General features: G+C 33.0%; 10 protein-coding genes. 7 read left to right on the plus strand and 3 right to left on the minus strand.

The genetic code is table 11. From position 1 onward, the window contains the following. From PVK71_RS17460 to PVK71_RS17490, 7 genes are all read left to right on the plus strand, one after another. Positions 1-1,385 (plus strand): bifunctional diguanylate cyclase/phosphodiesterase (locus PVK71_RS17460; RefSeq protein WP_274420363.1); only part of this gene is annotated, 1,385 nt, incomplete at its 5' end. 8 nt (positions 1,386-1,393) lie between these two features. After that, complete coding sequence (locus PVK71_RS17465; RefSeq protein WP_274420361.1) at positions 1,394-2,716, plus strand: diguanylate cyclase domain-containing protein; 1,323 nt, start codon at positions 1,394-1,396, stop codon at positions 2,714-2,716. Positions 2,717-2,786: 70 nt separating this feature from the next. Then, positions 2,787-4,139, plus strand: a complete 1,353-nt coding sequence (locus PVK71_RS17470; RefSeq protein ID WP_274420359.1) for a hypothetical protein — start codon at positions 2,787-2,789, stop codon at positions 4,137-4,139. Next, the gene (locus PVK71_RS17475) at positions 4,139-5,452 is read left to right on the plus strand and encodes a glycosyltransferase family 2 protein (RefSeq protein ID WP_274420357.1); all 1,314 of its coding nucleotides are present in this window, start codon (positions 4,139-4,141) and stop codon (positions 5,450-5,452) included. Before PVK71_RS17470 ends, PVK71_RS17475 begins: the two co-directional genes overlap by 1 nt. A gap of 5 nt (positions 5,453-5,457) precedes the next feature. Continuing rightward, a complete protein-coding gene (locus PVK71_RS17480; RefSeq protein WP_274420354.1) occupies positions 5,458-6,501 on the plus strand; it encodes an HlyD family secretion protein in 1,044 nt (347 codons plus the stop codon). Positions 6,502-6,647: 146 nt separating this feature from the next. Then, entirely contained in the window at positions 6,648-6,893 is a 246-nt protein-coding gene (locus PVK71_RS17485) for a hypothetical protein (protein ID WP_274420353.1), read from the plus strand. A gap of 71 nt (positions 6,894-6,964) precedes the next feature. Further along, on the plus strand, positions 6,965-8,593 hold the full coding sequence (locus tag PVK71_RS17490) for a methyl-accepting chemotaxis protein (RefSeq protein WP_274420351.1): 1,629 nt from the start codon (positions 6,965-6,967) through the stop codon (positions 8,591-8,593). Between the two features lie 48 nt (positions 8,594-8,641). Here the strand turns inward: PVK71_RS17490 and gltS are convergent, their stop codons facing one another. From gltS to PVK71_RS17505, 3 genes are all read right to left on the minus strand, one after another. After that, positions 8,642-9,865: a sodium/glutamate symporter gene (gene gltS / locus PVK71_RS17495; RefSeq protein WP_274420349.1), complete on the minus strand. Its 1,224-nt coding sequence runs from the start codon at positions 9,863-9,865 to the stop codon at positions 8,642-8,644. A gap of 217 nt (positions 9,866-10,082) precedes the next feature. Continuing rightward, on the minus strand, positions 10,083-11,162 hold the full coding sequence (gene rodA, locus PVK71_RS17500; protein WP_274420347.1) for a rod shape-determining protein RodA: 1,080 nt from the start codon (positions 11,160-11,162) through the stop codon (positions 10,083-10,085). A gap of 242 nt (positions 11,163-11,404) precedes the next feature. Further along, entirely contained in the window at positions 11,405-13,108 is a 1,704-nt protein-coding gene (locus PVK71_RS17505) for an RluA family pseudouridine synthase (protein WP_274420345.1), read from the minus strand.

Raw genomic sequence — 13,108 nt, forward strand, 5'->3', positions numbered from 1 at the left:
CTTTCGAAATAACAGAAAATGATAATTATTTGTCATTAAATTGTGTAAGAAATGCGATGGAAAAATTTAAGTCTTTAGGGGTTAAATTTTCTCTTGATGACTTTGGAAAAGGTTTTTCTGATATTGATCATGTTTTAGCATTAGATTTAGACGAAATAAAAATAGATGGTTCTTTAATTAAAAATATAGAGAACAACTTTTATCACTATAGACATCTTAAATATATATTAGATGAACTATCTGACATTCGCGATTTTCATATTGTTATAGAAAGAGTTGAAACTAATAAGCAATTAGATTTAATTGAGTCATATGGTAAAGAGTTATCATATCAAGGCTTTTTATTCTCCAAACCAGTGAAAATATTTGACTTAAAAATTACTGGGAACCAAGATGCAGTTATAAAATCAATTGATGACAAGTTAGTTTTAGAAAAATTAGTTTATAATTTAATTAGAAATGATGATGATAAAATATGTGAAAGTATCATTAATGATATCCATATTGCTGATGAATTTAATAATCTCGGTTCAAAAGTCTCGGACAGTTTGAGCATCCCAGAGGTGAAATTAAATGTACTTAAAAAATATAATAAAATAGCAGTAGGATCGAATAGTCCAGAAACTCGTTTTTTTAAATCGTACCTTAATTGTACCAGTAGATTAGTTATCATTCGTGATTCAGAAGGCAATGCGTTATTTAATAATCAAGCGCATATTGATTTTATGCAAATTGATCTTGTTGGATTACCTTTACCTAAAATTTATGAAAAATTTGAGCAGTATAAAGGCTGCATTGCGATTGATAAAAGCTTAATTGAATCAAAATCAAATTTTTTAGCAGTAAGAGAATCTGTTGATTTTGATGGAAAAATTAAATCGTATTATACGTTTAGGCAAAAAATAAATCATTATGGAAAGATACTAATAATCACAATAGTTTATGATGAAGATGATCGAGATACTTTTCCTCGTGATGCATTAACCAATTGTTTCGATAGAACTATTTTGAATAGTTATTATATGAATAGTTTTAACATGGTTGCTTTTATTGATATGGATGGTTTTAAAAAAATCAATGATAAATTTGGCCATAAATTTGGTGATAATTGTTTGAATAGATTTATTGGGTATTTAAGAAACGAATTAAGAGAAGAAGACTTAATCATTCGATACGGTGGTGATGAGTTCTTAGTATTTACTAAATGTAATGAAATCAATGTTTTTAATGCTAGGTTGGAGTTGATTCGAAATAAAGTAGAGCGTTTATTTAAATCAGATGATATTACTTTATCTTTTTCTTTTGGTATTGATAATTTATCTAAAGGCATTGAAAATGCGATTAATTATGCAGATGAGAGAATGTATTTAGATAAAAATAGATGAATTAATTAATGCATAATATGTTAACTAAGATAAATAAAATTGCTTTAATTAGCTTGTGTGTCTGTTATGTTTTTATTGGTTCTATTGTTTTTAATCTAAGCAATGAATCTGCAAGTTCAATAAATAAAAATAATATGACCCATCTTTTAGGTAAGTATGAAAGTGAAATTTTAATTAAAATTAATGAATATCTTACATTGTCTTCGGTCTATCGATATTTAATTTATACTCAAGATTCTGTTATAACTGAGGGTGATTTTGATTCGATATCTGAAAACCTTATAAATAATAATGAGGTAATAAAAAGTTTACAGCTTGCACCTAATGGTTTTGTCAAGTTTGCTTACCCTAAAAAGGGTAATGAGAATGTATATATTGATTTATTTACAGATGAAAAGAGAAAACAAGATGCTTTTTATGCTCGAGATAATAAGGTAAGTATGATGTCAGAACCACTTGAACTTTTTCAGGGTGGTTCAGGGCTAATTATTAGGACCCCTGTCTTTGTTGGGAATAAATTCCAAAACTTCTGGGGATTTAGTATTGTGATATTAAATATTGATAGTTTCATAAAGACATTATCATTGAATGACTTATCTATTGATGGGTTCAATTATAAATTAAGTTTTTTAGAAAAAAATACGAACAAAATTAAAGTGATTAGTGAATCATCGGATAAAGCCTTATCAAACGCTGTTGATCATGAATTTTCGGTGTTAAATCAGAACTGGATTATTTCGGTCAGTTCTAAAGATAACTGGCTGAATCCAATTGAATACAAATATAAGATTTATTTACTGATTTTTTTCTTGGTAACGTTGTCTGTGATTACTTATATGTTTATGTATTTATTAGAAAAAAAGAAAGAGATGTATAAGCTTTCACATGTTGATTCACTTACGGGTCTTTATAATCGACGCTCTTTTGATGAGAAATTTAGCTCATTATTTAAAACATCGATATTGTTATTTTCTGATCTTGATGGTTTTAAAAAAGTGAATGATATTTATGGTCATGAAGTAGGAGATCTGCTACTGATCGAAATTGCTAAAAGAATTAGATTTATTGTTGGTAAACGAGGTTATGTTTTTAGATTAGGTGGCGATGAGTTTTCAATTATTTTAAGGGATACCTTAGATCTAGACTTAGATATTTTTAAAAATGATATTATTAATTCAATATCTGAACCTATCACTATTGATGATGTTTCTTTAAATATAGGGATTAGTATTGGATATAGCCTATATCCTAATGATGGATTAGATAAAGAGAATCTAATTAGAGTTGCTGACAAAAGAATGTATAAAATAAAGTTTAATAATTCTAAATAAAGTGTGTTTAATATAGGGTACTCATTCTCTAATGTTTGCCTTTTAACTTGAAATTTTAATGGTAACAACTATGAATATGCAACCTGGAAGTATTATTCCTGTCTATGTTATTGGTGAATCTAAATTCATATATGGTAGTGATATTAATATTATTCATATCACAAATGTAGATGAACTATTCTTACATGAACCAGCTATTTGTATATTATCTTTACCTTCAGAGGAGCAAGATAGAGCGCTAGAGTACTTACATTCTAAGTTAGGGTTATGGAACTGGCGTATCTACGTATTAAAGGCAAGCGTATTAAGTTCACATTTATCTGATGGATTATGGACTCCAACAAATGTAACAGAGCAATGGAATTTACACCGTTCAAAACTAGAGTTAATAAAAGAAGAGCCAATCGATAAATTATTAGCGTGGCTTTGGTTAGGAAATGAACGATACTTAAAACCTCTTTGTGATACTACAAAAAAAGAGTTGTATCATTACCCATTAATTTCTTCGTATTTAGGTTATAAAAGTACATTTAATAACTACCTTCAATTAGAAGCAAAGCGAGGGAATTTAAAGAAAGAATACACAGTTGATAGAATTAGATTGTGCCCAAGTTGCCATAGTGGTCATCAAAACTATATAGAAACCTGCCCTTCTTGTAAAAGTGTAGATATTGAAGAGTCTATTTCATTACATTGTTTCACTTGCGGCCATGTAGGAAAGCAAGATAAGTTTACGCAACGTGGGAAGTTAGAGTGTCCAACTTGCTTAACTCAATTGAGGCACATTGGCGTTGATTATGACCGACCATTAGAGAATTATAAGTGTTTAGATTGCGACTATACGTTTTCTGAATCTGTCGCTAGAGTCAGATGTTTATCATGTTCAGACAGTAATGAAATAGATGACTTAATTACTCGTCACATTAATACCTACAAAGCTGATGAACAAGTTAAAAACGTTATGATGTATGGTCAAAATTCATTTAGCCAAGAATTATCATTAAAAGGCCTTATCGGTGGGGAGTCATTTGATAATTTATTAGTTTGGGTTAATAAATTAGCGATTAGACATAAGCATAATCATATTCTTTTAGGTATAAAGTTATCTGGAGTTGAAGCTTATTCAAATCAATTTGGAGAGGTTAAATTAGCCCAATTAATTGATCAGATATCTAATGATTTGAATGGAATTTTGCGTGATACCGATATCTGTTGTCAGTATCGAACTGATATAATTTTATTACTCATGCCAATGACACCTATTGAGTCACTATCCGTTTTACAGAAAAAAATAGAAATCATAGCTGATAAAATTGAGTCCGAATTGGTTATTTTAAACGTACATATTTGGTCCTTACCTGAACCATCATTAAATGATGATGCTTCCTTGTGGTTGGTAGAGCAACTTGGTGCTATTGAATAATGAGCGAGTTTGAATACGTTTTTTATTCTATGGCCGGAATGTTACAACAAGATATAGGGTTAATATTCTTATTTTTCCCTATTATGATTTTTATTGAATTACCATTGTTTTTATTGGTTTCAACGGGTGTCTTTCGTTGGTCATGGGATTTAAGTGATGCAGAGCCAAAGGAATATCCTACGATTAGTTTTATTATTACCTGTTATGGTGAAGGTGAAGCGATTGCTCAGACTATTGATACCTTAGTTGAACAGGTGTATCCAAGCTTTATTGAAATATTAGTTGTTGTTGATGGGGCAAAGCAAAATGAAGATACATATAAAGCGGCATTAAATGGGGCAAAAAGACATCAGTTTTGCGAGATGAGAAAAGTAAAAGTAGTACCTAAATGGCAACGCGGTGGTCGAGTATCAACATTAAATGCAGGCTTATCAAAAGCAAAAAATGACCTAATTATCAATGTAGATGGGGATACTTCTTTTGATAATAATATGGCTTGGGAGATGGCGAAACAATTTTCTGATCCAAACGTTCTTGCTTCTGGTGGGGCGCTTCGAGTTCGCAATTGGGATGCCAACTTTCTAACTCGTATGCAGTCACTTGAGTACATGATGTCAATGCAAGCAGGTAAAACAGGAATGAGTAACTGGGGAGTATTGAATAATATCTCTGGCGCATTTGGTGCTTTTCGCGTAAATGTAATTAAACAAGTTGGAGGTTGGGATACTCATACCGCTGAAGATCTTGATCTTACTATGCGATTAAAACAATACAAAGGACGTCACCCAAACAGTAGATTAGCATTTTCTCCTCACTCGGTTGGGCATACTGATGCCCCTGATACATTAAAAATATTGATCATGCAGAGATTACGATGGGATGGGGATTTACTTTTTCTATTTTTGAGAAAGCATAGAAGTGGATTAACCCCAAAGTTATTAGGCTGGGGGAATTTCATATATACGTTAGTATATGGGGTAATTCAAAACGTTATACTACCACTCTTGATGGTTTTGTTTACGTTACATATTTTATTTAATTATCCAGTAACCGTTATTTTAGCTATGTTACTTTTTATATATCTAATATACATGGTTTTTATACTTCTTACGTTTTCTATTTATATTGGTTTGGTATCAGAACGAGCAAGAGAAGATGTTAAGTTATTAATTTGGTTGCCAATTTACCCATTGTATGCATTTTTTATGAGATTAATAACTGCATTTTCAATGGTAAATGAGATTACAAGAAGAAGCCATGAAGAATCAAGTATGGCTCCGTGGTGGGTACTTAAACGTGGAAAACGGTTTTAGATATTATGAAAGTTAAGTTTCACTTAGAAAAAAATAAACAGCCAACAACTGATAATGGCATGAAAGTCGTTTATGGTAATGCTAAAAGAGGTGGATATCGCATACGTTGGTATTCAATTCTAGCTTTAGTACTAAGTCCATTATTTGTTATGTTATATTTATTTTTTCAAGAATACATATTAACTATTGCACCAGGAATTATTACTAGTAACCCGGTTATTTTGACAGCTCCTCAAGATGGATTGGTTATTGAAATTAACTCTAAAGAGGGCGGTAATGTTTTTCAGAATGAAAATGTTTTATATTTAGAAGATAATGTTTTAAATGAAGATATTTCATTTTTGAGGCGTGAGCTAAAAAATGTAGTCAATAGTAAAGTCACAATAAAAGATGACTTTGATCCATATTTATTGGCTGTTAATAATGCAAGGTTGAATTTAATCAAAATAACCAAGATAAAAGAAAAGTATGATGGGTACATAAAAGAAGGAAAGGTATCACAAGTTGATTATGCTGCCATTATTAGTATGTACAGTAATGCTCAAAATTTAAAGACTAATGCTGATATTGAATTACGTCAAGCAAAAATAAATGAACATCAACTTAATCTTGCAGGTGGCATAGCTCAAGTTATCCGAGGGTTAAATCAAGAATTGGTAACGAAGTTAAGTCAATATAACTCGCTGAATATTCGCTCACCATTAGACGGGAATATTTTAGATATACATGCAGTTGTGGGCCAAAGAGTAAAAAAAGGTGATGATTTGGTTACTGTGTCATCAAAGTTGGAACCGTTTGTTATTGTATATCTAGAACCTAAATATATAAGTAAAGCAATAGAAGGAGCTTCTGTAACTATAATCCTACCAAATAGAGAACGTTTGAAAGGCTATGTGTATCTTGCAATTGAAACAACATCAAAATTACCAACTCAGTTAGCAAAACCATTTGAGGGAGCTAAGGCCTTACTTAAGGTAAAGGTGATGTTTAATGATAAATTAGAAAAAAATTCATGGGTGGAAGGAATGCCTGTGCATGTTTCATTTTAATTTATAATTAAAAATATATAAATAGACTTAATTATTGAATGTCATTAATCATATAATTAAGTGTAATGAACTATAATTAGAATGCTCTCATAGGTCTCGTTATTATTCATTTGAATAAATAACAATGAGTTAGGAGTGATTGTTCGATGAAGATAGACTATGTATTTTTAATTAATAAAATTTCTGATGCGTGTGAAATATTAAAGTTTGCAATGGAAAAAGATCCTCTTTTGTTAGTTAATAATAAAGAGGCTGTTTTGAAGTTAACTGACTTAAATTTTTGGCTTATCAATGAATTATCAAAGCCAATATATAATAATGAGCACTATAAAGAAATTATGTCAAAGTGTATTAATCTTAATTTAATACTTAATGAGTTAGGTCGTGAGTAGATAGCGTTATTGGTTGTTTATTTATTTGGAATGGATTAAGTAATATAATAATTATTATTGAAGGTTATAAGATGAAGAATGTTTCATTAAAAAATAAAATTTTATTTTTAGTGGCATTTAATGCCATGGGGTTGTTTGTAGCATTAAATATTATATATATGAATTATATTGATAATGATAAAACAGAACAGTTTTTATTTAGACAAGTGATCGAATCATCAGAAATATTTGATAGTTTTGAAAAAAAATTAATTTCCTTAAGAAGATCAGACCTTGCCCTGATTTCTATCCGTTTTGAAGATAAAGATGATTTGAATGAAAGAAATATACTGATTTCAGATATTAACACTCTTTTAAACTCATACAGTACATTTGATTTAGATGTTATAAAAAATGAGAAATCACAATTAATTTCGTTAAGTAATGAAATCAATGAATATGTTAAATATGTTGATACTATTAAAAATGGCAGAACATTAGAGCCTAGAGCTAAACTGGTTAGTGATAGTTTAGTTGTTTATAGTAAAATCAATAATAATATACGTGATCTTTCAGGAAAAATAGATACTTTCCTTGAAGAATATAGACAAATATCAAAACAAGACCGGTTAAATACTTTGTACTTTGCTATATTTATTATTGTATCTATAACATTGGTTTCAGTAGTTAGTGGACTACTCATTTCAAAAGACTTGAATCGCCGTATAGCATTGATAAATGCCTCATTAAATACTTTTATTTCATTGGATCTTCGTGATGGAGAAGTATGTAAATTTATTGAAAGCAATGATTTTGTGAATGACGAAATCGGCAGTATTATGAAATCAATTCGTTCTTTTAGATTGAAAATTGTTAATGTAATCAATGCAGTAAAAGAAAGTATTGATATTAGTAATGATGCATTTAACCTAATGAATCAGCAATCAAAAGAAAATGAAAAAGCGATAACTCAACAACTTAATTCTGTTGATATGTTGGCAACTGCAATTAATGAAATGCAGAGTGCATCAAATGAAATTGCAAGTAATATCAATAATTCGGCTAATTTTACTACTGATGCATCCAAAGAATGTAATCAAACTAAGCAAATCGTCTCAAATACATCTGAAGTAATTGCTTTAGCTTCTACTGAAATTGATGATTGTAATGCTTTAATCTCCGAGTTACGTAATGATAGTAACAAGATAACCAGTGTTCTAGACATGATCAGTAATATTGCAGATCAAACGAACCTATTAGCATTAAATGCTGCTATTGAAGCGGCAAGAGCAGGAGAGCAAGGACGAGGTTTTGCTGTTGTTGCTGATGAAGTGCGTGTACTTGCTCAAAAAACACAGCATTCTACGATTGAAATTAATAGTATCATTTCTAACTTACAAACTAAGACACTTGATGTAAGTGAGAAGATGGAACAAAGTCAAAATACAATTAAAGAGTGTGTTGAGCAATCTATTGTTTCTAGAAATAATATCGAAATTGTTGATAACAACTTAAATTCTATATCTGATATGAGTCATCAAATCTCTACAGCAAGTGAAGAGCAGACTTGTGTTATTGAAGAGATTAACGGTAATGCTGTTAACGTCAGAGATATGTCTCAAGTGTGTATGGACGTTTCAAGTGTGATTTCAGAGCAAGTTAAAAATATGAATAAAAGCATTTCTAACTTATCTAAAAACATAGATCAATTTACAATATAAGTTCGATTAATAAGCTATAAAGTATTGTACTTTATAGCTTATTTTTTATTACCCAATAAAACTAATGTAGGCCTGAAGAATAATTAAGTTTGTGATATCGATAAAGAATGCACCAACAATTGGAACAACCATAAACGCTTGTGGAGATGGACCAAAGCGAGAAACCAAAGACCCCATATTCATCACTGCTGTTGGTGTTGCACCTAGACCAAAGCCACAATGACCACCAACCATTACTGCCGCATCATAGTTTGATCCCATCGCACGGAAAGTAACGAAATACGAAAATAATGCCAGCACGATAGTTTGAACCGTTAATATAATTAGGAATGGTATGGCTAAATCAAAAATATTCCACAGTTTTAAGCTCATCAATGCCATTGCTAAAAATAAGGAAAGCGAAACCGTTCCTAAAATATCAACCGTTTCAGTGTCGATCTTGCGAACTTTAGTGATCTCACAGATATTAGTAATGAATACACCGACAAATAGTGCGTAAACAAAATCGGGGATTTTTAACCAAGCGATGCCGAAGCTATTTACAAATTGGCTTAAATACTTAGAACCAACGACACAGATAAGTAAGATGAAAAGCATTTCAATTACTTTTTTGGCCGTAACTTTATCTTCCTCACGTTCATTATAAGTGACAAGCTCAGGGAAACGAGTGTGAGTGTCAACTCCAACACCATATTCAGATTCTAAATTATGCTTTTGAATTAGTCGTTGTGCGATTGGACTACCGATTAAACCACCCATGATTAAACCAAAAGTAGCAGAAGCCATTGCTAACTCTAACGTATTGATTTGGTAGTTCTCAGCAAAAGTTTGTGACCAAGCTGCACCTGTTCCATGCCCACCAGAGAGAGTAATTGAACCGGCAATTAATCCCATTAGTGGGTCTAAGCCCATTGCGCTAGCAAGCCCAACGCCAACTGCATTTTGTATGATGATATAGAACGAAGCAACAGCTAAGAAAAGGAATACTTTAGTACCGCCTTTTAGTAGTTGTGTATAGTTGGCGGCAAGGCCGACCGTGCTAAAAAACATTAGCATGAAGGTGTTTTGCAAGGGTAGAGAGAACTCAAGACTTACGCCTTGAAAGTGTAAAATAGTGATGGCAAAGGCTACAATTAATCCGCCGACGATAGGTTCAGGGATATTGTATCGTTTAAAGAGGTCAACTTTAGAATTAATGAAATGACCCAGAAACAGCACGGCAATTGCAATTAGAAACGATTCTAATGCGCCGATAGATAAAGTGTTTGTCATAGAAGCTCGAAGTTATAATTATCAAACCAATAGGTATGATGCAAGTCTAGATAGTTTAGGTGTTTTTTCTAGATTGCATTGTTAGGAAAATCGAGATTATGCTAAGTTATTGAGAATGTCACTATAAATATTCACTGTCATAAAAAGTTCATATTAAAAGTGAGACACGATAAATACCATCTCGATATCATCTTTTGCTGTTTTAATCTATTGATTATTAAGGTTTATATGCTTTATTTAGGCACAGAGACATGATAATGCCGAAGCAAATCCCTTGAGTTATCATTGCGGTCCCGCCATAACTAAAGAAGGGCAAAGGACTTCCCATTACAGGTAATAAGCCTGTTACCATGCCTATATTGATAAATGCATATAAAAAGAAGCTAAGAGCAAAAGTAACACTTACCAAGCGGTTGAATGAGGAATCACACTGGTATGAAAGCCAAATCACTCGGCCTGTAATAAACAGATATAATCCGAGTAAGAGCAAGCATCCGAAAAAGCCCCATTCTTCAGCATAGGTTGAAAAAATAAAATCAGTATGACTTTCAGGAATGAAACCAAGTTGTCCTTGTGTTGCATTCATCCAACCTTTACCACGCATTCCACCAGAACCGACAGCAATTAATGACTGAATAATTTGGTAGCCAGCACCAAGAGGATCAGATTCAGGATCAAGAAACTGAGTTACACGCTTTTTTTGATAAGCTGCCATCACAAAGATCCATAGCATTGGAACGATAACGGCAATTCCTCCGAGAAAAGAACCAATAATTTTCCAACTCATTCCTGCAAAATAGAGGACAAATAGTGCATAAATAATAGTAAAGATAGCCCCATCAAGATCAGGTTGAATAAAAATCAAACCGGCAGGAATAGCGGTTACCAATAAGCAGATAAGAATTTTTTTAGCATCGGGGCGTCCGGCTTCAGCAACTAGAATCCATGCAACCATAAGAGGAATCGCGACCTTCACTAATTCTGATGGTTGGAATCGAATGGGGCCAATAGCTAACCAGCGTTGGGAGCCGTTAGTACTGTCACCTGCCACAATAACACCAAGCAGAAGAATAACAGCCAAAGCAAATAAATAGGGTGTAATTCGTTCGTAGGTTCTTGGTGGAATACTCGACATGACAACAATACAGCCGACAGCAATGATAGCTCGAATAAGGTGTCGTTCTAACATCGGTTCACTAAAGCCACTGGCACTCCATACAGTTAGAGAACCAAGCAAAATCAATAATGAAATGGCTATCAGTAGTGGGTAATCGATTCGAGGTGCGTACTTAAACATAGTTAATCATTCATTATAAAATAGATAGACAAGCGATCGCTCATAATATTGAGCCATAAATTGGGTAGAGAAAAGTGCTTGATTAAGGGCTTTTTATAATCGGCGATAGTTATCAAGTTATTTATAAGATGAAGGAAAATAACTCTTTTACGAAAAAAAGCAATCTTTACTTGATGGATAAAGAGAAAAAACTGACACATTATTGCGTCAGTTAAATTAGTTACACTGATATTAGCTTGAATTTAAAATTCAGAATCGACTTCAAATTCCATTTCGATATTGGTAACAGGGTGGCGTAATTTTAAATATCCTGCGTGTAAATGCAGTCTATCTGCTTTAAAACCATATAAATCATCCCCCACAATAGGGGTGTTTAATCCTGCTTGATGTGAGCAATGAACTCGCAATTGATGGGTTCGCCCAGTCTTAGGATAAAGGTAAACCTTGGTTCTGTTATTATCACGAGTAATCACTTGGTAAGTCGTCTCAGCACTTCGACCTTTATGGAGACAAACCATTTGGCGAGGTCTGTCTTCCATATCTCCACATAATGGCAGAGTAATAATACCCGTGTCGCTATCGATATTGCCTTCCAGTAGAGCGATGTAACGCTTCTCTACCGTTCGTTCAATAAACTGTTTTTGTATTTGTTTATTCGTCTCTGGCGTAAGTGTTAGCACTAATAAACCAGATGTCGACATATCCAACCGGTGAACAATTAATGGGCCGGTAGCACTAGGATAGCGTGCCTGAATGCGAGCATGAACAGAATCAGCAATAAATTTTCCAGATACCGATAAAAACTCAGCGGGTTTATTCACTACAACCATTACATCATCTTCATAAACGATGTCTAATTCTTTGTCATAAGACGGTGTTTGTTCTAATGGACTTTCATCAAGGTTAATTCCAGTAAGCATATGCTCAAGGATCTCAAAGCATTTACTTTGGCACACAGGATAAAGGTTTTTATGCTGGCGAACTTGCTCATAAGGCGAAGAACCCCACCAAAACTCACCGAGTGCAATTGGTGCATAGCCGAAATGAAAAGCCGTTTGTAGCAGTTTTGGTAAATTCTGTTCGCTAGAATAAGGGATTGGGGTTTGTGCCTGTTCAGAACCCCCTTGTCTAAACAGTTCAAATAAGCTCTTAAATACACCAGATTGATTAATAAACTGAGTTGCTTCTAGCGTATCAATATCTATTTTTTTCAGCAATTTATTGAGTTGATTTTTATGTAAGTCTATGTCGTTAGTGTATTCGTTGTGCTGTTGGGTCAAGTCAGCAATAGTTTGTTGCCACTGCTGTTTTAATTGCTTTAAATTTCTCTTTTCACGACTACTTTGGTTACCAAGTTCCGCAATTAATGCGTCTAGATCTTCAGCAGGTACTGGTTCTGCCAAAGATTCTGCTTGGGCACGTCGCTGCTTTCGTTCTTTTTTTGCCACTGCTATTGATTGTTGAAACGTAGAGATCTCTTGCTCTGACTGTACCGTACTTACCGATAACTTTTCTGTTAATGCGATAAACGAGGGTGAACTCTCTAATTGAGAAATACGCGCTTTAAGTGACTCAATTTCGCTTTCTTGATGTGAAAATAGTTTATGGTGTGCTTGTTTATCAAAAATGGCATCGACAAAAAAATCAGGAGCTTGCCCCAGACTATTTTCTGAATCTGTAATTGTGCCAGCAAAAGAAGAGAGATAACCCAGATCTCCTTGCTGATTTTTTACCACAAGAACAGCAAACATCTTACCTTGTTTAGTAAAGTCATGATGCCATATTTGCTGATTATCGAGAAAATCTTGTAGTTCCGTCATAGCTAATGATGCCAGTGGATGCGGAGCATAATAATAAGGAAACGTAAACCTTTCTGGAAGCGCGTAGGAGTCTATTTGACTTGAGAATGGTGTGAATTTTGAGTGTGTCATTTTATCTTGTGACAT

Origin of the sequence: Aliivibrio sp. S4MY1 (genome assembly GCF_028765545.1) — a bacterium.
Taxonomy (GTDB): domain Bacteria; phylum Pseudomonadota; class Gammaproteobacteria; order Enterobacterales; family Vibrionaceae; genus Aliivibrio.

What these genes read in the sequence shown, in the direction of transcription:
- rodA (WP_274420347.1), bottom strand. Translation starts at nt 11,162, where the DNA reads ATGTTTAAGTACGCACCTCGAATCGATTACCCACTACTGATAGCCATT.
- PVK71_RS17505 (WP_274420345.1), bottom strand. Translation starts at nt 13,108, where the DNA reads ATGTCACAAGATAAAATGACACACTCAAAATTCACACCATTCTCAAGT.
- PVK71_RS17475 (WP_274420357.1), top strand. Translation starts at nt 4,139, where the DNA reads ATGAGCGAGTTTGAATACGTTTTTTATTCTATGGCCGGAATGTTACAA.
- PVK71_RS17485 (WP_274420353.1), top strand. Translation starts at nt 6,648, where the DNA reads ATGAAGATAGACTATGTATTTTTAATTAATAAAATTTCTGATGCGTGT.
- gltS (WP_274420349.1), bottom strand. Translation starts at nt 9,865, where the DNA reads ATGACAAACACTTTATCTATCGGCGCATTAGAATCGTTTCTAATTGCA.
- PVK71_RS17465 (WP_274420361.1), top strand. Translation starts at nt 1,394, where the DNA reads ATGCATAATATGTTAACTAAGATAAATAAAATTGCTTTAATTAGCTTG.
- PVK71_RS17470 (WP_274420359.1), top strand. Translation starts at nt 2,787, where the DNA reads ATGAATATGCAACCTGGAAGTATTATTCCTGTCTATGTTATTGGTGAA.
- PVK71_RS17490 (WP_274420351.1), top strand. Translation starts at nt 6,965, where the DNA reads ATGAAGAATGTTTCATTAAAAAATAAAATTTTATTTTTAGTGGCATTT.
- PVK71_RS17480 (WP_274420354.1), top strand. Translation starts at nt 5,458, where the DNA reads ATGAAAGTTAAGTTTCACTTAGAAAAAAATAAACAGCCAACAACTGAT.